Origin of the sequence: Paenarthrobacter sp. TAF1, assembly GCF_052113825.1 — a bacterium.
In the GTDB taxonomy this organism is placed as follows: Bacteria; Actinomycetota; Actinomycetes; order Actinomycetales; family Micrococcaceae; genus Arthrobacter; species Arthrobacter nicotinovorans.
The window spans coordinates 13,081-35,274 of record NZ_JBFRDO010000007.1 but is presented as its reverse complement, the minus strand read 5'-3'; the positions used below and the strand labels follow the sequence as shown (position 1 = coordinate 35,274).

The 22,194-nt window shown below is 63.5% G+C and carries 21 protein-coding genes; 12 read left to right on the top strand and 9 right to left on the bottom strand.

Going from position 1 to position 22,194, the window contains the following annotated elements:
- The first annotated feature begins 22 nt into the window (after positions 1-22).
- The 4 genes from AB4Y81_RS11765 to AB4Y81_RS11750 are packed head-to-tail and all read left to right on the top strand — an operon-like array spanning position 23 to position 3,224.
- Positions 23-229 carry a ribbon-helix-helix protein, CopG family gene (locus AB4Y81_RS11765; protein ID WP_223941739.1) on the top strand — a complete coding sequence of 69 codons (207 nt, stop codon included), beginning with the start codon at positions 23-25 and terminating at the stop codon, positions 227-229.
- A complete protein-coding gene (locus tag AB4Y81_RS11760; protein ID WP_018778838.1) occupies positions 226-594 on the top strand; it encodes a type II toxin-antitoxin system death-on-curing family toxin in 369 nt (122 codons plus the stop codon). The genes AB4Y81_RS11765 and AB4Y81_RS11760 overlap by 4 nt, the downstream gene beginning before the upstream one ends.
- A gap of 58 nt (positions 595-652) precedes the next feature.
- Positions 653-841, top strand: coding sequence for a hypothetical protein (locus tag AB4Y81_RS11755; protein WP_144027665.1), 189 nt, complete (start codon positions 653-655; stop codon positions 839-841).
- Between the two features lie 10 nt (positions 842-851).
- Positions 852-3,224, top strand: a complete 2,373-nt coding sequence (locus AB4Y81_RS11750; RefSeq protein ID WP_275776164.1) for a polysaccharide lyase 8 family protein — start codon at positions 852-854, stop codon at positions 3,222-3,224.
- 32 nt (positions 3,225-3,256) lie between these two features.
- On the opposite strand, the gene AB4Y81_RS11745 is transcribed toward AB4Y81_RS11750, so the two are convergent.
- Positions 3,257-4,444, bottom strand: a complete 1,188-nt coding sequence (locus AB4Y81_RS11745) for a GntR family transcriptional regulator (protein ID WP_055972395.1) — start codon at positions 4,442-4,444, stop codon at positions 3,257-3,259.
- 153 nt (positions 4,445-4,597) lie between these two features.
- On the opposite strand from AB4Y81_RS11745, the gene AB4Y81_RS11740 reads away from it, so the two are divergent.
- A complete protein-coding gene (locus tag AB4Y81_RS11740; protein WP_275776162.1) occupies positions 4,598-6,046 on the top strand; it encodes a sulfatase-like hydrolase/transferase in 1,449 nt (482 codons plus the stop codon).
- Here the strand turns inward: AB4Y81_RS11740 and AB4Y81_RS11735 are convergent.
- Positions 6,043-7,113, bottom strand: coding sequence for a Gfo/Idh/MocA family protein (locus AB4Y81_RS11735; RefSeq protein ID WP_275776160.1), 1,071 nt, complete (start codon positions 7,111-7,113; stop codon positions 6,043-6,045). The two genes, AB4Y81_RS11740 and AB4Y81_RS11735, sit on opposite strands and share 4 nt — an antisense overlap.
- 243 nt (positions 7,114-7,356) lie before the next feature.
- Between AB4Y81_RS11735 and AB4Y81_RS11730 the strand changes: the two genes are divergently transcribed.
- The 5 genes from AB4Y81_RS11730 to AB4Y81_RS11710 all read left to right on the top strand — a co-directional run bounded on the left by AB4Y81_RS11730 (position 7,357) and on the right by AB4Y81_RS11710 (position 11,328).
- Entirely contained in the window at positions 7,357-8,694 is a 1,338-nt protein-coding gene (locus AB4Y81_RS11730) for a sugar ABC transporter substrate-binding protein (RefSeq protein ID WP_431229636.1), read from the top strand.
- Positions 8,694-9,692, top strand: coding sequence for a carbohydrate ABC transporter permease (locus tag AB4Y81_RS11725; protein WP_441995940.1), 999 nt, complete (start codon positions 8,694-8,696; stop codon positions 9,690-9,692). Before AB4Y81_RS11730 ends, AB4Y81_RS11725 begins: the two co-directional genes overlap by 1 nt.
- Positions 9,693-9,702: 10 nt before the next feature.
- Entirely contained in the window at positions 9,703-10,608 is a 906-nt protein-coding gene (locus AB4Y81_RS11720; protein ID WP_018778845.1) for a carbohydrate ABC transporter permease, read from the top strand.
- Positions 10,609-10,703: 95 nt separating this feature from the next.
- Positions 10,704-11,012, top strand: a complete 309-nt coding sequence (locus AB4Y81_RS11715; RefSeq protein WP_441995939.1) for an MmcQ/YjbR family DNA-binding protein — start codon at positions 10,704-10,706, stop codon at positions 11,010-11,012.
- A 10-nt stretch (positions 11,013-11,022) separates the two neighbouring features.
- Entirely contained in the window at positions 11,023-11,328 is a 306-nt protein-coding gene (locus tag AB4Y81_RS11710; RefSeq protein WP_441995938.1) for a hypothetical protein, read from the top strand.
- Between the two features lie 98 nt (positions 11,329-11,426).
- Here the strand turns inward: AB4Y81_RS11710 and AB4Y81_RS11705 are convergent, their stop codons facing one another.
- Genes AB4Y81_RS11705 through AB4Y81_RS11690 form a run of 4 tightly spaced genes read right to left on the bottom strand, consistent with a single transcriptional unit; the run spans position 11,427 to position 16,550 of the window.
- Positions 11,427-12,239 carry a bifunctional allantoicase/(S)-ureidoglycine aminohydrolase gene (locus AB4Y81_RS11705; protein WP_055972375.1) on the bottom strand — a complete coding sequence of 271 codons (813 nt, stop codon included), beginning with the start codon at positions 12,237-12,239 and terminating at the stop codon, positions 11,427-11,429.
- Positions 12,240-12,253: 14 nt separating this feature from the next.
- Positions 12,254-13,516 (bottom strand): DUF6986 family protein, encoded by a 1,263-nt coding sequence (locus tag AB4Y81_RS11700; RefSeq protein WP_018778849.1) that lies wholly within the window; start codon positions 13,514-13,516, stop codon positions 12,254-12,256.
- Between the two features lies 1 nt (position 13,517).
- A complete protein-coding gene (gene aceB, locus AB4Y81_RS11695; protein ID WP_441995937.1) occupies positions 13,518-15,131 on the bottom strand; it encodes a malate synthase A in 1,614 nt (537 codons plus the stop codon).
- Between the two features lie 18 nt (positions 15,132-15,149).
- Entirely contained in the window at positions 15,150-16,550 is a 1,401-nt protein-coding gene (locus AB4Y81_RS11690) for an NAD-dependent malic enzyme (protein ID WP_018778851.1), read from the bottom strand.
- A 221-nt stretch (positions 16,551-16,771) separates the two neighbouring features.
- Here AB4Y81_RS11690 and AB4Y81_RS11685 point away from each other — a divergent pair, with 221 nt between their 5' ends.
- On the top strand, positions 16,772-17,527 hold the full coding sequence (locus tag AB4Y81_RS11685) for an IclR family transcriptional regulator (protein WP_018778852.1): 756 nt from the start codon (positions 16,772-16,774) through the stop codon (positions 17,525-17,527).
- Between the two features lie 214 nt (positions 17,528-17,741).
- Here the strand turns inward: AB4Y81_RS11685 and AB4Y81_RS11680 are convergent, their stop codons facing one another.
- Positions 17,742-19,244 (bottom strand): nucleobase:cation symporter-2 family protein, encoded by a 1,503-nt coding sequence (locus AB4Y81_RS11680; protein ID WP_018778853.1) that lies wholly within the window; start codon positions 19,242-19,244, stop codon positions 17,742-17,744.
- A gap of 166 nt (positions 19,245-19,410) precedes the next feature.
- On the bottom strand, positions 19,411-20,325 hold the full coding sequence (gene pucL / locus AB4Y81_RS11675) for a factor-independent urate hydroxylase (protein WP_431229631.1): 915 nt from the start codon (positions 20,323-20,325) through the stop codon (positions 19,411-19,413).
- A 370-nt stretch (positions 20,326-20,695) separates the two neighbouring features.
- Between pucL and AB4Y81_RS11670 the strand changes: the two genes are divergently transcribed.
- Entirely contained in the window at positions 20,696-20,872 is a 177-nt protein-coding gene (locus AB4Y81_RS11670) for a hypothetical protein (protein WP_018778855.1), read from the top strand.
- Between the two features lie 172 nt (positions 20,873-21,044).
- Here the strand turns inward: AB4Y81_RS11670 and AB4Y81_RS11665 are convergent, their stop codons facing one another.
- Positions 21,045-21,977, bottom strand: coding sequence for a type IV toxin-antitoxin system AbiEi family antitoxin domain-containing protein (locus AB4Y81_RS11665; protein ID WP_441995936.1), 933 nt, complete (start codon positions 21,975-21,977; stop codon positions 21,045-21,047).
- Positions 21,978-22,194: the final 217 nt, after the last annotated feature.

The window sequence follows — 22,194 nt, the reverse complement described above, 5'->3', positions numbered from 1 at the left end:
ACCATTCTGGTACCATTGATGCATGGCCATGAACCTGCGCGTACCTGAAGACCTGGATCGACGGCTGGAGAAGTTGGCCGCCGAGGAACACACATCCAAGTCCGCGCTCCTGCTACAGGGGGCAGAGCTGGTTCTGCAGCGCCATGCGCGCCGACGCGAAATCAGCGAGGGCCTTGATTTCGTCATGAGTCATGATGCTGAGCTCCTGACGCGCCTTGAAGACGCGTGACAGCATACCTGGACATCGAGGATGCCCTTCAAGTCGTTGATCGGTACGGCTTCCATATCCGCGATGTCGGCCTGCTCGCCTCGGCTTTGGCCAGGCCGGCTACAACCGTCTTGGGCACAGATGCCTATCCCGACCTTGCGCTGAAGGCGGCTGCGCTGTTGGAGTCCGTCGCCCGGTTCCACCCACTCATTGATGGCAACAAGCGAACCGCATGGACACTCATGGTGCTGCTGCTTTGGGTCAACGGATATCAGCATGACTTCACCACAGATAAGGGCTTCAAGCTTGTCGTCGGTGTCGCCAGCGGCACCATCGAACTGCGGGATTCTGCCGCCGAAATCTCCCAACACCTGGTGCCACGTTAGTCGTACCGGGAATCAGCCGCCCGTACAGTCTCCCAAGCGACGCTCCGTAGGCAAAGCAGTGCAGAAAGCCCAACTGTTCGCCGCAGCCGGGGCCCGGGAGGTCTCGACGGCGGTCCCGCACGTTTCCGGCGACGTGGACGTGACCAGGTACTGCTTTATTCCTCTCTTCGGCATCGCGTTGACTTCAACCCAAGCCAGTGGCGGACCCGGCGAAGGACGCCGGACCCCGTCCCGCCACGAGTGTTAGGAGCAACTCCTTGTCACTTCAATTCCCCCGCAGGACCCTGCTCCAGGGTGCCGGCGCACTTTCCCTGGCGGCAGTGGTCAGCTCGATGTTCGCACAGAACGCCTGGGCCGACGCAGAACCGGGCGCCGCGGAGTTCGCAGCGCTGCGAAACCGTTGGGTGGACCAGATCACGGGCCGCAACGTCATCCAGGCCGGCGACCCTGACTTCGCCAAAGCCATCACGGCACTGAACAACAAAGCCGCAGACTCTCTGGCCAAGCTCAACACGTCGTCGGGTCGAACCTCGGTGTTCACGGACCTGTCCTTGGCCAAGGACGCAGAAATGGTCACCACCTACACCCGCCTGTCCCAACTGGCCACGGCCTGGGCCACCCCCACAGCGGCCGTGTTCGGGGACGCCGCGGTCCTTGCCGCCATCAAGGCCGGCCTGGCTGATGCCAACACCCTTTGCTACAACGACAGGAAGGAAGAGGTAGGAAACTGGTGGTCCTGGGAGATCGGCGTACCCCGGGCACTCGCCGACGCCATGGTGCTCCTGCATGCCGAATTGTCGGCCGCTGAACGCACTGCCTACTGCGCGGCCATCGACCATTTCGTGCCCGACCCGTGGCTGCAGTTCCCGCCCAAGCGCGGCAAGATCACCTCCGTTGGCGCCAACCGCGTGGACCTGTGCCAGGGCATCATCATCCGTTCCCTGGCAGGAGAGGACCCGGCCAGACTCAACCATGCTGTGGCCGGACTCAGCCAGGTGTGGCAGTACGTCACCAGCGGAGACGGCATTTTCCGCGACGGCTCGTTCATCCAACACAGCACTACTCCGTACACCGGTTCCTACGGAGTTGTCCTGCTCACCGGGCTGTCCAAATTGTTCTCCTTGCTGGGAGGTACGGCGTTCGAGGTTTCCGACCCAACGCGCAGCATCTTCTTCGACGCCGTGGAGGGCTCGTTTGCGCCCGTCATGATCAACGGGGCCATGGCCGATGCCGTCCGCGGCAGGAGCATCAGCCGTGAGGCCAACACTGGCTATGACCTGGGGGCGTCGGCGATCGAGGCCATCCTGCTCCTGGCACGGGCCATGGATCCAGCGACGGCGTCCGGATGGCGGGGTTTGTGCGCGGGCTGGATTGCGCGCAATACCTATCGACCGATCCTCAACAGTGCGAGCGTGCCCAGGACGGCACTGGTCAAGGAGCTCCAAGCTACTGGTGTTGCCCCCGTGGCAGAAGCTACGGGCCACAAGCTCTTCCCCGCGATGGACCGCACCATGCACCGCGGACCCGGCTGGGCATTGTCGCTCGCCCTGTCCAGCAACCGCATTGCCTGGTACGAATGCGGCAACGGCGAGAACAACCGCGGCTATCACACTGGCTCCGGCATGACCTACTTCTACACGTCCGACCTCGGCCAGTACGACGACGCGTTCTGGGCCACGGCCAACTACAACCGCCTCCCCGGCATCACGGTGGACACCACTCCCTTGCCGGACAAGGTGGAGGGGGAGTGGGGCGCTGCCGTTCCCGCGAATGAGTGGAGCGGGGCCACAGCGCTGGGTGAGGTTGCCGCCGTCGGACAGCATCTGGTGGGGCCGGGCCGCACGGGCCTGACCGCGCGGAAGTCCTGGTTTGTCAGCGGCGACGTCACCGTTTGCCTCGGCGCGGACATCAGCACTGCTTCGGGCGCCAAGGTGGAAACCATCGTCGACCACCGCAACCTCCACCAAGGCAGCAATACACTCACGACGGCGGCGGGCACTATCGCTGGAACGGCAGGCACCGTTGAGGTGCTGGGCGATGGGCGCTGGGTGCACCTGGAGGGATTCGGCGGGTACGCGATGCTCGATGATTCCCCGCTCCACGTGTTGCGGGAAACCCGGTCCGGCAGCTGGTCCGGGGTCAACATCAACGGCAGCGCCACGGTGCAGCAGCGCAATTTCGCCACCCTCTACGTGGACCACGGGGTCGGGCCTGTCGCCGGCAGTTATGCGTACATGGTGGCGCCGGGAGCATCGGTAGACCTGACCCGGAAGCTGTTGCAGGGAAACAAGTACAGCGTGATCCGCAACGATGCTACGGCCCAGTCCGTGGAGTTCAAGACCGCGAAGACCACGGCCGCAACGTTCTGGAAGCCCGGAATGGCGGGGGACCTTGGGGCGTCGGGTCCTGCCTGCGTGGTGTTCTCCAGGCATGGGAATGAGCTGAGCCTGGCCGTCAGCGAGCCGACGCAGAAGGCCGCCGGCCTCACGCTGACCTTGCCGGAGGGTACGTGGTCCAGCGTCCTGGAGGGCGCCGGCACCCTGGGGACGGACGCCGACGGGCGGAGCACCCTGACGCTTGACACCACTGGGCTCAGCGGCCAGACAAAGCTCATCAAGCTCCGCCGCTAGAGCCTCGTTGCGGGGCCTGCTCTGCGCGCCATTTAGCCCCCGGAGACCGCAGAGCGGGCCTCACAACGCTTCGCCCCGCAGGAGTCACGGACAACAATGCGTGGCCGCAACCGGATTTGGTACAACGGACATGCGTCACCTTCGGTCAGCCGACGCAGCAGGACATCGGCGGCCATGACGCCCAGCCTGTGCTTGGCGGGCGAAACCGCCGTGAGCGGTATCCGGGCGAGGTCAGCCATTTCGTCGTCATAGGAGACGAGCGCGAGGTCCTCGGGAACCCGAACCCCGTGCCTGGACGCGGCGCCTTCCAGCAGAGCGGCTTCCCGGTCTCCGAAGACCAACGCCGCCGTGGCACCACTGCCAGCCAGCAGCCCGAACATGTGCTCGGCCTGGTCGGCTTCCCACTCCGGCTTGGTTGCGCTGAACGCCATGTGCCCGTCGTTCTCCAACCCCAACGCCGTGATGGCAGCCGTATACCCTGCGATGACCGCAGCCTGCGTGGGATTGCTGCTGCGAGCGGCCTCGTTCGCGCGCGTGAGCAGCCCGATCTTTCGGTGACCCAAGCGGTGGAGGTGCATGACGGCGTCGTACGCTCCGCCTTGGTGATCCGAGCAGACGTGTTCCGTGCGGTCGCCGGGCCCCAGATCGTCAAGGCTCCGCTCCAGGAGGACAACCGGCACGGGAAGGGCCATGAGCTCGGCGACGCGCTGCTGGGGATCGGCCAAGCCGGTCAGCGTCGGCACCAAGATGAGGCCGTCCACTCCGGCATCCAGAAGGAACTGGATTCCGGCGTTCTCGCGCGTGAAGTCGTAGTGGTACGTGGACAGTTGCAGGCTCGCGCCCCGGGCCGAGAGGTGTTCCTCGATCCCTTGGAGGACGCGCGGGTAGTACAGCTGCGTGTCCGGGAGCAGGACGCCGATGACGAACCTCGAGCGTTTCTGCGTGCGCTGGGGTGCAGCGACGAAGCTGCCGGCGCCCTGCCGCCTGACCACCAGCCCTTTGCCTACAAGGTCCTCGAAGGCCCTCCGCACCGTGGTCAGGGAAAGGCCGGTCTCTGCCGCGAGTTGCTGCTCGGTGGGGAGCTTGGTCCCCACGGCCCACGTCCCGGCGAGGATGTCCCTGCGGAGGTCGTCGCTCAAGTCCTGGAACTTCAAGTTGGCCTTGGCAGTGTCGCGAAGGGGTGCGCCACCGGAGTCCGGTTCCTGTTTCCTCTTTGGCATGATCCATCTCCACCTGTGGACAGACGATTTCTCTCATCATGCACCACAATTTAGAGAGTATTTGAGGAGTAATTGTCAGATCCCCGGAGTATTTTCACGCCAACCGGGAATGCTCATTGATTCCTTGCCTTGAGGCTCAGTAGCAATGGGAGGGTGTCCAACAAGAAGCCGAACATCCTTTTCATCCTCAGCGACGACCAAGGCGCCTGGGCGCTGGGTTGCGCCGGAAACCCCGAAATCCACACGCCAAATCTGGACGGCCTCGCTGCCCGCGGCACGCGGCTGGAGAACTTCTTCTGCGCCTCACCGGTCTGCTCCCCGGCGCGCGCCAGCCTGATGACCGGGAACATCCCGTCGCGCCACGGCGTCCACGATTACCTGGCGGGCGTCGAAACCGGACCCCAGGCCATCGACTACCTGCAGGGGCAGCGGTTGTTCACGGATGACCTCGCCGATGCCGGCTACCGCCTGGGCCTGTCCGGCAAATGGCACCTTGGCGCCAACGATGCTCCACGGAAGGGCTTCAGCCACTGGTTCGCCCTGGAAGGCGGCGGCAGCCCGTATGACCGCTCGGTCATGTACAGGTTCGACGGCGGCACCAGCCACCGGGAAACGGTCACCGAGTACTTGACGGACGCGATCACCGGCGATGCCCTGGACTTCATCAACGATGCCTCGCAAGAGCCCGAACCCTTCTTCCTGGCCCTCAACTACACAGCTCCCCACAAGCCGTGGAAGGGGCAGCATCCGCCGGAATTTGAGGATCTCTACAGCGACTGTGAGTTTTCCAGCTGCCCGCAGGAAGCCATGCACCCGTGGACTCCCACGGTGGACGGGGTGCCGATCGGCGGCGAAGCAGACACCCGTGCAGCCCTTGTGGGGTACTTTGCCGCCGTCAGTGCCATGGACGCCGGGATCGGGACGGTCCTCAGCCGGCTGGAGCAACTCGGGATCCAGGACAACACCTTGGTGGTCTTCAGCAGCGACAACGGTTTCAATTGCGGCCACCACGGCATTTGGGGGAAGGGCAACGGGACGTTTCCGCAGAACGTCTACGATTCCTCCGTCAAAGTGCCGGCGATCTTCGCGCTCCCGGGCAGGATCCGGCATGGCGCTGTAGTGACGGAACTGTTGTCCGCCTACGACGTGGCGGCCACCATCCTGGAGCTGGCGGGGGTAAACCACTGCCCCTTCGAAGACGGGCCGGGACAGTCTTTCGCGGAGCTTTTAGGCGGGCTGCCACCGGCGGCCGGGGATCGCGCCGTCGTGGTCTTTGACGAATACGGTCCCGTCCGGATGATCCGCAGCACCGACTGGAAGTACGTGCACAGGTATCCGCACGGTCCGCATGAACTCTACGATCTCCTGGCCGACCCGGACGAGCGAGTCAACCTTGTGAACGAGCCGACGCACGCTGCACGGGTGTCCGCCATGCGTTCCCGGCTTCAGGAATGGTTCCAGCTGCACGCCGTCCCTGGCCTCGACGGGAGTTGGCTTCCCGTGGCCGGGGCAGGCCAGACTGCGTCCGTGCTGGATGATCCCCTGGGGGCTTTCACCCCACCCAACTGGGATGGCACGGACGCAGCCGGAGGGTCGTCCTAACCGGCGTCCGTGAGGGCGAGTCCGGCACTGAGTTCCTGGGCACTGAGCTCTTGGGCACTGAGCTTTTGGGCACTGAGCTCCTGGGTACTGTCCAGGAGAACCACGGCCTGGCCGCTTCCGGCAGCCTCGTAGGACGCCAGGACTACCTCCACGATGTGGCGGGCGTGCTCAACACTGACTTTGGGGACACCGCCGTCGAGCACAGTGATGAAATCCTGCAGCTGCAGGAAGAAACCCTCCTGGATGTCCTCGGGCCGCGGCTCCCATACCGTGCGTGTCACGCCGTCGCGCCGGACCAAGGTTCCATGGTGGGGGCTGCAGGACAGGGTGCCGTACTCACACACGATCAGGACCTCGTCCAAGCGCTGCACGGCGTCGGACACCACGGAGATGCTGACATGCACCCCGTTCCTGAGGGTCAACGCCATGGCACCGTCGGTTTCCACGGGAACGCCGAAGCGCTTGAGGGTAGAGGCGCTCACGGACTCAACGGGTGCGCCACCGAACCAGATGGAGCGGTCAAGGCAATGGCCGCCGATGTTCATCAGTGCACCCCCGCCTGCCATGGCCTCGCTGAAGAACCAATCCGGCCGCGTTCCCGGACGGTAATCGGTGGTCCGGTAGTCGCGGATCATCAGGACCCGTCCGAGTTCGCCGCTTGCCAGTACGTCCTCGGCGGCCAGTTTCTCCGGAAGGAAATGCTGGATTTGCCCGATCACCAAGGACACCCCGGCCTTCCGGCACGCTTGAATCATGCGATCGCAGTCGGCCACGGTGGTGGCCATGGGCTTTTCCACCAGCACGTGCAAGCCGTGGTCGGCTGCGGCCAGCACCATCTCCAGGTGCAGGGCGTGCGGGGTATTGATGATGACGGCGTTCAAGCCGGCCTCGCGGTACATGGCCAGGTAGTCCCCAAAGACGGAAGCCCCCCATGGCGATGCGACCCTCTCTGCGGCTTCAGGCCGCAGGTCGCAGACGGCGGCCAACTCCACGTTGCTGATCCGCGCTGCGGATGCTGCATGGAAATGTGCCACGGCGCCCGCGCCAATGATTCCAAGTCGTATCAATTTCCCTCTTTAGCTCGGAGCCGGAGCGCGGGCTCGTTCGATCGGAACGCCGCGCAGGTCTCCTCGATTGTTGGGCAGCCGGAAAAGAGGAATAAATGCCTAATTGGGTCCCACCGCCCACGGGCTGCCAGGCAGGTGGAGAAACTTTCCAAAATACTCATTGAATCCTGCTTTCGGGGACTGTGAGAGTCGTCTCACTGAACCGCATCCGGCTGGTTCCCCCTCACTCGAAAGGTGATTCCCATGGGCAAAACAGCCCGTCATCTTCGCCCGCTGGCCGCCCTGTTGGGTGCAGCGCTTGCCTTGTCCACCACTGCCTGCGGCGGAGCCACCGATGCCTCCCCGGCCGCCGAAGCCGTGGATATTTCCGGGTCCATTTCCGGCCAGACCATCAACTATTGGTCGATGTGGAAGGACGGCGAACCTCAGCAAAAGGTCATCGCCACTGCCATCGCGGACTTCGAAAAAGAAACCGGCGCCAAAGTCAGCGTCCAATGGCAGGGACGCAGCAACACCGAAAAGCTCGTCCCTGCGCTGAACACCAACAACGTCCCGGACCTGGTGGACGGAACACTCGCCAAGCTCGCTCCGGTGATCGGCGAAACCGGGCAGGCAAGCCCCCTGACGTCCGTCTACGCGTACGAGCTGGACGGGAAGACCGTCAGTTCAGTGATTCCGGAGAAGTTCACCAGCAACGGCGTCTTCAAGGGAGAGGACGGACAGCCTTGGATGGTGCCCTACAGCATCAGCTCGGACGGCATCTGGTTCGATGCTGCCAAGCACCCGGAGCTCAAAGCAAAGCCGCCAGCCACCTGGGATGAATTCATTGCAGTCCTGGACAAGCTGAAGGCCGGCGGAACAGCCCCCATTGCCGCCGATGGTGATATCGCAGGCTATAACTCCACCTGGTTCGTTACCTCGCTGCTCCGGCTCAAAGGCGCTGGCAGCTTCAAAGCCCTCGCAGAAGACAAATCAGGCGCAGGATGGGATGACCCTGCCGTCCTTGAAGCAGCACAAAAGGTGGAATCACTGGTCAAGGGCGGATACCTGAACAGTGGCTACAACGCCAGCAAGTTCCCGGCGCAGCAGCAGCTCTGGGCAAACGGTGACGCCGCCCTGATCCTCAACGGCTCGTGGACGCCCACCGAAACCGGTTCATACGCCGCCCCGGGCTTCGAATACTCCTCGTTCCAGTTCCCGGCCATCGGCGACAAGCCGGCCAGCGCCCGCGTGGACTTCATCGGCTTCGCTGTTCCGGCAAAATCCAAGAACCAGGTTCCTGCCCAGCGGCTTGCGGCGTACCTGCTGGGCGCCAAGTACCAGGACGCCCTCGGAACGGACGCCAAGGTGCTGCCGGTGAGGCAGGACGCACCGGTGGATCCCGCCGTCGCAAGCGTCAAAGCCGCCATCGACGCCGCTCCGGCCACGCACCTGCAGAACGACGGCGTGACGTTCCCCGGCTACACAGAGAAAGTCTTCTTTCCCAGGGACGATGAACTGTTCCTTGGAAAGACCACAGCCGCAGAGTTCGTGGCCAAGATGAAGGAAGCCCAGATCCAGTACTGGAAGGACAACGGCTGATGTCCGTCGGCCTGAAAGAACCCCGCGCCGGTAAAGCGGCACTGCAGAATCCCGAGTCCCGGAAAACGGTGACCAGGAAGGCCTCAGCTCAGGGCCGCCAACCGGGAAGCTCCATCGATGTGCAGCGCAAGAAGCTGCTGGTTCCCTTCGTGGGTCCGGCGTTCGTCCTGTACACGGTCCTGTTCATCGTTCCCGCCCTTGGTGCAGTGTGGATCAGCCTCCACAAATGGGCCGGCTCCGGACCCATGAAATTCGTGGGCCTGGACAACTACGGCCGGATCTTCCGGGACCCGCTGTTCCTGTCATCGTTCGGCAACACCCTGCTGCTGCTGTTCGTGGTGGGAGCCGCAATCTTCATTCTCGCTTTCGCCATGACGCTCGTCCTCCGGGACATGGCAGGGAAGAAGGTTGTTCGTAACGTCATCTTCTTCCCCCACCTCATCAACGCGCTCGTGTTCGGTGTCCTGGCCGGCTTCATCTTCAACCCCGGCGGAATGGTCAACAGCCTCCTTGCGCCCCTTGGGGTGACGGACCCGCCCAAGTGGCTGGCACAGGACAACATCTTCCCGCTCATCATGGTCACCCTGGTCTGCACCACCACCGGTTACTTCACCACCATCCTGATGGCCGGCGTCGACCGCATCCCGCCCTACTACTACGAGGACTGTGCCCTGGCAGGAGCCTCCGCGTTCCAGCGGCTGCGGTACGTCATCCTCCCGCTGACCTGGGATGTCTTCGGTACCTGTGCGGTGCTGTGGACCATCTCGTCGGTGAAGATCTTCGAGATCGTGTGGGTATTCGGCGGCAGCTCCGGGGCAGGGGTGCCTCCCACCCAAAGCTGGACGGCAGCCGTCTACACCTACGTCAACGCCTTCTCCGGACAGTCAACGCCTGCCTACGGTGCCGCAACGGCCTCCGCTGTGTTGTCCCTGGCGCTGATCTCCGTCCTGGTTGTCCTGCTGCGCCGCGCCATGCGTCGCGACGCCGTCGAGTTCTAAAGGAAATGACATGAGCGAATACAAACTGCTGGCTCCCTTGACCGCCCGCAGGCGGGGACGCCGCGGTGTCAGTCCCGCCCTGCGGGGGGAACGCAGCGTAGTCCGGGGCATCGGTGTGGGGTTGCTGTGGCTGGTGGTTGCGATCAGCATCGCGGCGCTGGTGTGGATGGTGGCGCAGGCCTTCAGGGATACACGGGCCATTCTTGACGACCCCTGGGGCGTGCCGGCCTCCTTGGACTTCGGCAACTTCGTTCGGGCCTGGACCGTGGGAGACTTCGCGGTGGCCACGTGGAACAGCCTGCTGACCACAGTGGTGTCGTCGGTCCTTACCGTCGCCATCGCCGCGCCGTGCGCCTACTACCTGAGCCGGGTGGACAACAGGCTCACCCGCGGCCTGAGCCTGTACTTCATCCTGGGCCTCGGAATTCCGGCGCAGGTCATCCTGATTCCGCTGTTCGTGATGCTGAACAAGGTGTACCTCACGGACAGCATCATCGGATTGAACCTCGTCTACATTGGGGTTTCCATGCCGTTCACGGTCTTCCTGCTGACCGCCTTCTTCCGTTCCCTTCCCCTGGAAATGGAGGAAGCCGCAGCCCTCGACGGGACCACGGCCTTCGGAACCTTCTGGCGCATCACCCTGCCTTTGGCCAAGGGAGGCATCCTCACTGCCTTCATCCTCCAGGTCATCTCGCACTGGAACGAGACCCTTCTGGCCTTGACCCTGCTGCAATCCACTGAGAAGTACACGCTCCCGGTAGCGCTGATTTCGTTCGTCCAACAGCAGACCTACTCCGGCGCTGACTGGGGTGGACTGTTCGCAGGCTTGGTGATGGTGGTGCTGCCCATGCTGGTCATCTACGTGTGGCTGGGCCGCCGACTTACCGAGGGACTCACACTGGGGATGGGCAAATAGACCCTCGACGCCGGGGCTACCGCGGCCGGTCCAGCCTAATTGCGGGTTGCCCGGGATGTCTTGTCCTCGGAGGAGCGCCAATGCCACAGTGAACCATGGCCACCGAAGAGGACGTCAGGAGGATCTGCCTGGAGATGCCGGGTGTCAGCGAACGCTTGAGCTGGGGTCAACCCGCCTGGTTCGCCAGGACGCTGATGGCACGTATCTGGGAAGACGGGGTTGTCACGGTCAAGACCGATGAACGTGAAGCGCTCGCAGCCATGGAACCGGACACCTATTTCTGGACACCTCATCACGACCAGTCCCCGAAGCTGCTCCTGATCCGACTGGAGGGGRTCGATGTGGACGAGCTCGACGAACTGCTGCAGGAGTYGTACAGGATCGCCGGCGGCCGCGCAGGCTAGACTCGGCCGAATGGGGGACAACAACACGCCTGGGGAACACCACTCACCGCAGCCCGCCCGGAAACTGGCGGTCGTCGTCGTGCCTTTGCTGGGCCTGGTTGCCGTGATCGTGGGGCTGATCGTGGCGTGGAACAACCAGAGCACAGGCTTTGGCTTCTTTGCCTATGCGCCGCTGAGCGACACGGTCTTCGTGGGGGATAACGGCTCATTCGTGAGCAAAGGAAGCCAACTGGGACTGGCTGTAACGGGGGCCGGCCTGCTGGTCCTCGCCTTCTGGGCCGGGCTGGCCATCGGCCGCCGCCAAGTTCGCCGCTGACTTCGCCGCGGGAACGCGAAAACGCCGCAGAAACGCGAAATCGCCGGAGAGCTCCAGCGAACTGGCAGCTTTCCGGCGATCTCGGCGCAAGCAGAAGACTAGGTGAGCTTCACCTGGCGGTTCATGTCCTTGTACAGCAGGTAGCGGAACTCGCCCGGTCCACCGGCGTAGCAAGCCTGCGGGCAGAACGCGCGCAGCCACATGAAGTCGCCGGCTTCCACCTCAACCCAGTCGTTGTTGAGCAAGTACATGGCCTTGCCTTCCAGCACGTACAAGCCGTGCTCCATGACGTGGGTTTCCGGGAAGGGGATCACGCCGCCGGGCTGGAAGGTCACAATGTTGACCTGCATATCGTGGGCGAGGTCGCTGGAGTCCGTGAAGCGAGTGGTCTTCCAGACGTCGTTGGTGTCCGGCATGGAGGTAGGCTCCACGTCCTTCTCGTTGGTGACGAAGGACTTGGCCTCGAAGCCTTCAAGGCGCTCGTAGGCTTTGCGGATCCAGTGGAAGGAGACGATGTCGTCCGAGACGTTTTCCAGGCCCCACTCCGCGCCGGCGGCAAGGTAGGCGTAGCCGCCCTCCTCGAGGTGGTGCAGTTCGCCGTCGAGCGTCAGGTTGACCTGGCCCTTGGTCACGAAGATGACGCCTTCAACGCCGGCCTCGAACTCTGCCTTGGGTGCCCCGCCGCCCGGTGCGATCTCGACGATCAGCTGGGAGAACGTGGTGGCGAAGCCGGAAATCGGCCGCGCGATGATCCAGGAACGCGTGTTGGAGAAGCCCGGCAGGTTGCTGGTGACGATGTCCGTCATCACGCCCTTGGGGATCACCGTGTAAGCCTCGGTGACGATCGCCCGTTCCGTGGTCAGATGTGTCTGGGGCGGCAGTCCGCCCTGCGGGTAGTAGTAGTTGCCCATGCGGGGAGCTCCTATCAGTGGGAAGTCGGTTGTGCGAGCCGCGGGTGCGCAAGCGCGGTCAGCTGTGAAAGTTCGACGCCGGCAAGCGCCTTGACCTCGTCGGTCCCCACTGCGCCGCACTGGACGCCGCGGAGGACGAAGCCTGCGAGGGCACGGGCCGTGGCGGGCTCGTCCATGACGCCGCCTTCGGTGCGTTCCACGTAGTTGCGCAGGCGCAGTGCCGCGGCGGGAAGGCCTTCGCGGTAGAACGCATACGACGCCGAGAAGCGGCTGGGCAGCTGGGCGGCGTGGAGATCCCATCCTTGGTAGTAGCCGTTCTCCAGGGAACGGCGGACCAGCCGGCCGTGCAGCTTCCAGGCATCTTCCACGGCGTCACCGACGGGGATGATGTTGGTGGAACCGTCGGAGAGGCGGATTCCCGTGCCGGCAACAGCGAGCTGCATGACTTCCTTGGCGAAGTCGGCCACGGGGTGCTCCATGGACTGGTACTCGGCGGAGATACCCAGCGAGGCGCTGTAGTCGTAGGTCCCGTAGTGCAGGGCGCTGATACGGCCCGGAACAACGTGGGGGAGCTGGGCTACCGGAGAGGTCCCGTCGGCACCGATGATGAGCTGCGGCGTTTCCACCTGCACCTCGAAGCGGAGCCGGCCTGCGGGGAGTCCGTGCACCTCTTCCAACCGCGACACTGCGAAGTCCATGGCCTGCACCTGTGCCACCGTGGTGACCTTGGGCAGGGTGAGGATCAGCCCGGCAGGGAGTTCCCCGGCCTGGGCCAGGGTGGAGACGAACAGGTCCAGGGTCTTCAGGCCGCGGGCACGCGTCGGTGCTTCGAAGCACTTGAAGCGGATGCCGATGAACGGCGGGGCCGTTCCGGCCGCAACTGCAGCGGCAACTGCGTTGGCGGCAGCAACGGCGTCGGCGTCTTCTGCCTCATCGCCGCGGTCGCCGTAGCCGTCCTCGAAGTCCAGACGGAGGTCCTCGATCGGCTCGGAAGCGAGCTTCGCGGCGACGCGCTCGGCAACCGCGGCAGCCAGGTGCGGTTCCTGGCCCAACAGCTGACCGAGCTTTTCGAGGCCACCGTGGGCTTCCGCCGTCGCGAGTGCCTGGGCGCCCCAATCTGCCACGAAGGTGGGCGTGAAGCGGTCGGCGGGGATGTAGACGGTGTGGATGGGCTGGCGTGAGCCGTCATCGCCGGGGTAGTTGCGGTCAAGCAACTGGTCCGTTGCCTCCAGCTGCGACTCAATGTGTGCCAGGTCGGATGCAGAGAATGAACCCATCTCAGCCCACCAGCTCATACGCGGGCGTGGTGAGGAAGTCCGTGTAATCGTCGGAGAGACAGATGTCCTCGATCAGCTTGGACGCCGGCTCGTAGTACTTGGTGAAGTTCTCGTCGCCGAACTCGATCCGCAGGCGCTCGGTTTCTTCGCCCAGGATGCGGGTGACCAGTTCGCGGGTCACGGTGTTGCCCGTGTCCGCGAGGACGGACTTGTTGCGGATCTGCTGCCACACCTGCGAGCGGGAGATTTCCGCGGTCGCGGCGTCTTCCATGAGGTTGTGGATGGCTACCGCGCCGCTGCCGGAGATCCAGACGCCCGTGTAGGCGACGGCGACGTACAGATTCAGCCGCAGGCCGGCTTCCGTGACGGTTCCGCCGGCGGACGCGACGTCGATCAGCTGCTCAGCGGTGACGTTCACCTCCGGGCGCTGCTTGTCCAGCTGATTCTTCTTACCGCCGTTGGCAGGGTCACCGAGCACGGAGTCGAAGACTTCGCGGCAGGTGGGAACGAGGTCCGGGTGGGCCACCCAGGAGCCGTCGAAGCCGTCGTTCGCCTCACGGGTCTTGTCGGCGCGGACCTTGTCGAAGGCAGCGGCGGTGACATCGGGCTGCTTGCGGTTGGGGATGACGGCGGCCATGCCACCCATGGCGAAAGCGCCGCGCTTGTGGCAGGTCTTGACCAGGAGTTCGGTATAGGCGCGCATGAACGGAGCCGTCATGGCAACGGTGGCGCGGTCCGGGAGGACGAACTCTTCGCCTGCATCACGGAAGTACTTGATGATGCTGAAGAGGTAGTCCCAGCGGCCGGCGTTCAGGCCAGAGGCGTGGTCACGGAGTTCGTAGAGGATCTCGTCCATTTCGAACGCGGCCGGTATGGTCTCGATCAGCACGGTGGCGCGGACGCTGCCCTGCGGGATGCCGAGGAAGTCCTGGGCGAAGACAAAGACGTCGTTCCAGAGGCGTGCCTCCAGGTGGCTCTCCATCTTGGGCAGGTAGTAGTACGGGCCGTGGCCGTTGAGCAGAAGCTGCTTGGCGATGTGGAAGAAGTGCAGGCCGAAGTCCACCAGCGCACCCACGGCGGGTTCGCCGTCGATCAGCAGGTGGCTCTCTTCCATGTGCCAGCCGCGGGGGCGGGCCACCACAACGGCCAGGGGAGCGTCCGTGCGGAGACGGTATTCCTTGCCTTCGGGGGAGGTGTAGCCCAGGGTTCCCTGGGCGGCGTCGCGGAGGTTGAGGATGGCGTCGATGACGTTGGGCCAAGTGGGCGTGCTGGCATCTTCGAGGTCAGCCAACCACACCTTGGCGCCGGAGTTGAGGGCGTTGATGGCCATCTTGGCCGGGGTCGCGGGGCCGGTCATCTCAACGCGGCGGTCCTGCAAAGCTGCGGGTGCCTCGGCAACCTTCCAGTCGCCGTCGCGGATTTCGCGGGTCTCCGGAAGGAAGTCCAGGCGGCTGGTTTCGGCGACCTTTTGGCGCTTGGCCTTGCGGGCCTCCAGGAGTTCGTTGCGGGTGCCTGCGAAGCGCTGGTGCAGTTCCTCGATGAAGGCCAAGGCCTTGGGGGTGAGGATTTCCTCGGCGCGATCGATCGGCTGGGGATCTGTGACTGTGATAGCCATGTGAGCGGATTCCTTTTTCTAGAGTGCGCTGGCGGCGTTGGCGTGCGCAGCGTTGGCTACGGCGGTCGCTACATCGGCGGCAACATGGGGATCGAAGACGCTGGGGATAATGTAACTCGCGTTCAGCTCCTCGTCAGCTACCCGGTTGGCGATTGCCTCGGCTGCGGCTACCAGCATGTTCGGCGTGATGTCCGACGCTCCGGCATCCAGCAGGCCCCGGAAGAACCCGGGGAAGGCCAGCACGTTGTTGATCTGGTTCGGGAAGTCGCTGCGGCCCGTGGCCACTACTGCTGCGTGCTTGGAAGCAATCACGGGATCGATTTCCGGCGTCGGGTTGGCCATGGCGAACACGATCGCGTCCTCGGCCATGGAAGCAACCTGCTCCTCGCCGATCACGTGCGGGGCGCTGACGCCGATGAAGACGTCCGCTCCCTTGAGGGCGTCGTGCAGGGTTCCGGAGAAGCCTTCTTCGTTGGTGTTCGCGGCGATCCAGCTGCGGTGCTCGTCGTCGTACTTTTCGCCCGAGTGGATGGCTCCGGAGCGGCCGGCGGCGATGATGTGCTGCGCGCCCTGGGCCTTGAGGAGTTGGATGATGGCCGAGCCGGCAGCGCCGACGCCCGAGACCACGATCTTGACTTCGGAGAGCTTCTTGTCCACCACACGCAGGGCGTTGACCAAGGCAGCGAGCGTGACGATCGCGGTGCCGTGCTGGTCATCGTGGAAGACCGGGATGTCGAGTTCTTCGCGGAGGCGGTTCTCGATTTCGAAGCAGCGCGGCGCGGCGATGTCTTCGAGGTTGATGCCGCCGTATACCGGTGCCATGGCCTTGGCGATCATGATGATCTCTTCGGTGTCCTGTGTATCCAGACAGACCGGCCAGGCATCCACGTTGGCGAACTGCTTGAAGAGCGCAGCCTTGCCTTCCATCACGGGAAGGGCGGCTGCGGGGCCGATGTTGCCGAGGCCCAGGACTGCGGAACCGTCGGTGAGGACGGCGATGGTGTTGCGCTTGACCGTCAGGTTGCGGGCAGCGGCCGGATCTTCCGCGATCGCCATGCAGACACGGGCGACGCCGGGAGTGTAGGCGCGCGACAGGTCGTCGCGGTTGCGCAGGGCTACTTTGGGGACAACTTCGAGCTTGCCGCCCAGGTGCATGAGGAAGGTGCGGTCCGAGACGTGCTGGACGGTGACGCCGTCGAGGGCGTTCAGGGCGTCCTTGACGCGGGCTGCGTGGTCGTCGTCGGTGGTGTTGCAGGTGACGTCAACGACGATCGTCTCGTGGTGGGATTCCGTGACGTCCAGCGCGGTGATTGCTGCACCGGCTGCGCCGACGGCTGCTGCCAGTTCGCTGGTAGCGGTGAAGCTCGACGGTGCGGCGACGCGCAGGGTGATCGAGTTTCCGGGGCTCGGATTCGCCATTGAAATTCCTCCTGTAAGGCCCGTTCCCGGGCCGCCGTTCCAAACTGAATGTTTTCGTATTATGGATATTATTATCTACAAAGTGGAAACACAAGCCCTTGCTTGGTCATGTTCGGTGTCATCGCAGAGGTGCGCCTCGTGCTGTATCTTGGGTGTTCTAAGCAATTCTTTTCACGATGCGGATAAGAGTTGTCGGAATCTGAGTCATTGGAGACAAGGGAATGGCTGAAAAAGCCTCCGGAGGCGTGCAGTCCGTTGAGCGCGTCTTTGAACTGTTGGAACTGATCACGGACGCGGGCGGCGATGTCACCCTGAGTGAGCTCTCGTCGTCCACTGACCTGCCCCTGCCCACCATCCACCGGCTGCTGCGCACGCTGGTGTCGCTGGGCTACATCCGGCAGCTGCCCAATCGCCGCTACGCCCTGGGCCCGCGGCTGATCCGGCTGGGGGAGGGTGCCAGCAAGCAGCTTGGTGCCGTGGCTCGTCCGCAGTTGAAGACCCTGGTGGAACGCCTCGGCGAAACTTCCAACATGGCAGTCCTCGATTCCGACATGGTCATCTACGTGGCGCAGGTCCCGTCCATGCACTCCATGCGCATGTTCACCGAGGTGGGTCGACGTGCCCACACGCACGATACCGGCGTCGGCAAAGCCATCCTGGCCCAGCTGGACGATGAGCAGGTCCGCGGAATCGTTGCACGCACCGGCATGCCTACTCCCACGGCCAAGAGCATCGGCGATATCGACTCCCTGCTGGCAGACCTGAAGCTCATCCGTGAGCGCGGCTACTCCATTGACGAGGAAGAGCAAGAACTCGGTGTCCGCTGCTTCGCCATGGCCGTTCCCAACGCTCCCACGCCCACGGCGATCTCCGTCTCCGGCCCCATCACCCGCGTGGACCAAAGCTTCGCGGACCGCGCCGTGCCCATGCTGCGTGAAGCAGCCATGGCCATCTCCGCGGAGCTGAACCAGAACTAACTTCCCACCCGCGCTTCCAGCGCGCGAGGTGGCAAAAGATGGCAATGTTCCCCAGGAGCATTGCCATCYTTTGCCATTTCGGCGAGGTCTTTGAGCAGCCAGGTGACCGAGCCGCAAAGGCGAGTGCCGTCGTCGTACCTTCCGCCCAGGCGACAAAAAGGCGGCAGCGTCCCCCAAGGAAACACTGCCGCCTTTTGTCATCTGCGGACCGGAGCTAGTGCTCGGACGCGCTGGATGTCTTGAGCGGAACTTCGTTGCCGTCCGCGTCGATCAGCTTGCCGTTTTCGAAGCGGTCGCCTTCGCTGAGGCACTTGATGTCCTCTTCGCTGACGATCCGGTCCGTGCCCGCGACGAACACCGACTGGTTGTCCGAGTTGCCTGCCTTGAAGTGGTTGAAGAGGATGTTCAGGATGATCGCCATGACTGCGGCGGAGCTGATGCCGGAGTGGAAGATCGTGGAGAACCAGGAGGGGAACTGGTCGTAGAACTTCGGTGCCGCAATGGGGATCATGCCGAAGCCAATGGAAGCGGCAACGATGATCAGGTTCATGTTGTTCTTGTACTCGACCTTGGCCAGGGTACGGATACCGCTGGCTGCCACCGTACCGAACAGTACGACGCCGGCGCCGCCCAGGACGGGCGTCGGAACCGCTGCGACAACCCGGCCGAGGATCGGCAGGAGACCGAGGATGACCAGGATGAGGCCGCCTGCGCTGACTACGAAGCGGCTCTTGATGCCGGTGATGGCGACGAGTCCCACGTTCTGGGCGAAGGCGCTCTGGGTGAAGGAGTTGAACAGCGGGGAGATCGCGCTGGAGAGCATGTCGGCGCGGAGGCCGTCGCCGATGCGGCGGGAGTCAACCTTGGTGTCGACGATTTCGCCCACTGCGATGATGTCTGCCGAGGTCTCGGTGAGGGTCACCAGGATGACGATGAGCATGGAGATGATCGCGGCAATTTCGAAGGTGGGAGCACCGAAGGCGAAGGGCGTGGGGAATGCCACGATGTCGCCCTGGCCAACCTTGGAGAAGTCAGCCATGCCCGCAACGAGCGCGATGATGGTTCCGATCACCATGGCCAGGAGGATCGAGAGCCGGGAAATGGCGGCGTTGCCCACCTTGCTCAGCAGCAGGACGATGCCCATGGTGGCTGCGGCGAGCCCGATGTTGGAGACGCTGCCGTAGTTCTCGGCCTTGGCGTTGCCGCCCATGGCCCAGTTCGCGGCCACGGGCATCAGCGTCAGGCCGATGGTGGTGATCACCGTGCCTGTCACCACGGGCGGGAAGAATTTGATGATCTTGGAGAACAGTGGAGTGATCGCCAGGCCAATCAGCGATGCCACGATCACCGAGCCGAAGACCGCCTGGATCCCGCCACCGCCTTGGACGATCGCCACCATGGTTGAGACGCCTGCGAAGGAAACGCCCTGTACCAGCGGCAACTGCGAGCCGAACCACGGGATGCCCACAGTCTGGAGGATGGTGGCCAGGCCGCCAACGAACAAACAGGCGGCAATAAGCAGGCCGATGTCCTGCGAGGACATGCCGGCGGCTGCACCGATGATCAGCGGCGGGGCGATGATTCCGCCGTACATGGTGAGGACGTGCTGGAAGCCGTAGGCGAAAGTGCTTCCGATGGAGAGCCTCTTGTCCTCGGGCCGTTCAGGACGGTGCGAGGCGGTGGTATTCGCAGGGCGGGATTTTTTCTTGATGTTCATGGCAGACTTCCTGGGTTCATGGCAGACGTCTTCGTCTGGCTAACTGTGTCTGGCTAACAAAATCTTTGGTGTTGTGGGGTTTTTGGGGTCGGGTTTGGGTGCAGGCCCGGCCTTTGCGTGGCGCTTCGGAGCCGGACCTGCACACAAGTCCCTGGGGTGTTGCGGTTTAGCAGAAGCCGGCGATGCCGCTCCATGCAACGGGTGCAGCCTCGATGTTCTCGCGCTGGACAGTTGCTTCGATGAGGCCGTACGGGCGGTCGGCGGCGAAGAAGACCTCGTTGGGGTTGTCCAGGCCGAACGGGCTCAGGTCAACCAGGAAGTGGTGCTTGTTGGGCATGGAGAACTTGATTTCATCAACTTCGCTGTGTGCTTCCAGGACCTTCTTGCCCATGTCGAACAGCGTCTGCTGCAGGGCGTGGGAGTAGTTCTCGGTGAAGCCTTCCAGCAGGAGGGCCTTGATGTCGTCGTAGCTCTTGTTGAAGTCCGTGCCGGCGACGTCCAGGTTGGTGTTGTAGCGCCAGCGGGCGGATACGTCGGTGGCCAGGATGCGGTCGGTGGTCTCCGGCAGGGTGGTGTACTTGTCGCGCGGGTAGCCGACAAAACCGGACTGCGTGGTCTTGAGGACGGTCAGGTCCTTGAGGCCGGAAATCACGTGCGTGGTTGCGCCATCACGGACGACGACGGCGGTACGCACCTCCTGGCCGTTGCGGACGAAGCTGTGGTCGTGTCCCTCTCCGTGTGCCTGGATGCGGTCCCAGCTGTAGGCCTCGGCTTCCCAACGGCCGCCGGTGACCCAGTCAAATCCGCCGGTGAAGTGGTCCGCGAGGCGCAGGAGGAAGGATTCGGGCGAGCCGATGCCTTCACGGGCAAACGCGTAGACAGTGTTCTTCTGGGTGTCCGTGGCAACGACGTGGCCGTTGTCGCCCTGAAGGTGTGCGGCCTTGAAGTCGCCGCGCAGCTGCGAGGTGACGTTCAGGTCTTCGATGTGGTGGCGGTCCGTATCCCGAGTGACCTTGACGACGCGGACTTCTGCTTTGCCGTACTGGTTTTCGCCGAGGACGATGTTGTTGCTCATGGTCATATCCCAACTTCTGTGAGGTGGAACCTACGTTCCATCAATGAAATTAAGCGCGTGTTTCCACTGCGTTTCTGGTGGAGCCGACCCAACAAAAAAGAGCCGGCATCCATGGATGCCAGCTCATTACGACCCTGCCTGCTGCTCTCAGGTTACGTGACCTACGCCACGAACTGATTCGAGAGTAGCGCATGTTTTCGGGTTGTGTATATGGCTTCCCGGTGATCGTTATGAACTACCCGAATGTGACCGGGGCAACTCCATTTGCCTTCTCCAGGGGGTCTTGACTGGCGGCGCACCCCTTGCCTACACTTTCCACATAACAATAAAAGTTTTCCGAAGAGCGGAAACTGAGCACGAGAAAGAGGAGGAACAGATGGACTCGAAGGATACGAACAGCGTCGTGGAATTCCCGGCGCCGGGCCAGGAACTGTACCTGCCCTTTGGTGCGACAGATCCGGACTTCTACATTCCGGCCGACTGTGATCGCAAGGCCGGCGGGTTCTCCCGTTGGCTGCGTGCGCTTCCGGTGTTCGGCCGGCAGCGCCCCTGATCTGCAACAGGGGCGCGGACTCTGCGCAACAGAGCCAACGGCGGGCGGCGCCTGGGGAGGTGTCGCCCGCTTTGTTGTGCCCGGACGCGCTTGGTTCTCCCGCTGTTTCGATGCTTCGCTGCACAGTATGCCGTGCGCAGCATCGAGTGTGCAGTGGACCCCCGAACCGGGTTCAACTCCGTTGCCGCAGCGCACGAAGGACCCGCATTTTGAACTCCTGTTCCCGGTGCAAGTCCCGCCAGCGGACGCGGATGAACGTCCAGCCGAGCTCCATCAAGGCCTTCTCGCGCAGCCGTTCCTTGTACAGCACCTCGGCCGTGGGCGCGTAGTCGAAGTACTTGACCTTGCCATCAAACTCCAAGGCCACCTGCTTTTTCCGCCAGGCAAAGTCCAAGCGATGATCTCCCTCGGCTGATGAGACCCTGACCTGCAGCTCAGGCATCTCGATCCCGAGGCGTTGCAGGAGCTCGCGCGTCAATGTTTCGCCGGGGGATTCCGACCTCGCGTCCGCGTTCTCCAGGGCTCTGCGTAACGAGAGGACTCCATGGCGTCCCTTGAGGAGGGCGCACATCCGCCGGATTTCCCTGGCGTCAGCGCCTTTTCGTAGGGCGTGGTCCATCAGCACCAGGGATTGCTTGTCATTGAGTATGAGGCAGCTATCCACCACAGTTCGTTCCAGTGAGGTGCAGGGCATGCCCCTTACCGTCTGGACGTCGCCGGCCGCCAAGGCACGGGTATGCGGCGCAACGTCAGCTCCGTGGGACGTGGAAGACGCGGTGGTTGGGGTGGTGATGTGCACCCGGTCATCAACGTTAAGGAGAAGCAGGCCATGAAGTCGCGCCGCCGAAGTGTGGCTGTAGACGAAGCCGCGTGCCGACGTCGTTAGTGTTCCGTGGGCGTGTGCGGCAATCAGCTGCAGGCTCCTTACGCCGGGTTTTTGAGCTGCCCACGTACTGCCCCTGAGATAGCACCCCCTGCGAAGCCTCACCAACTCCCCGCTCCGCACCAGGGAAGCAATTCTCCTGTCGTTGAAGCCGGCCTGGTGGAGTTCGTTGGTTCGCCATAAATCCATGCCTTCCGGTAACTGCCGGGATTTCGTCGTCATCAAAACAGCCTCGATTGCGAGGGCTCCCACGAACAGTCGCGGGTTGTCCTATGTGGAAAACCCGTTTCGTTGCCCGGCTGCAGCCTGTGCCGTGCGCGCGGCACGTTGTGCGGCGGGGCATCGAACCGGTCGGATGTGGGTGCGTCACATTCAGTTCAGATGTGGCCTGCGTCACGTAAGCTGGGCTGGCGGCCGCCCTCCGGGTTCTTCAAAGGCC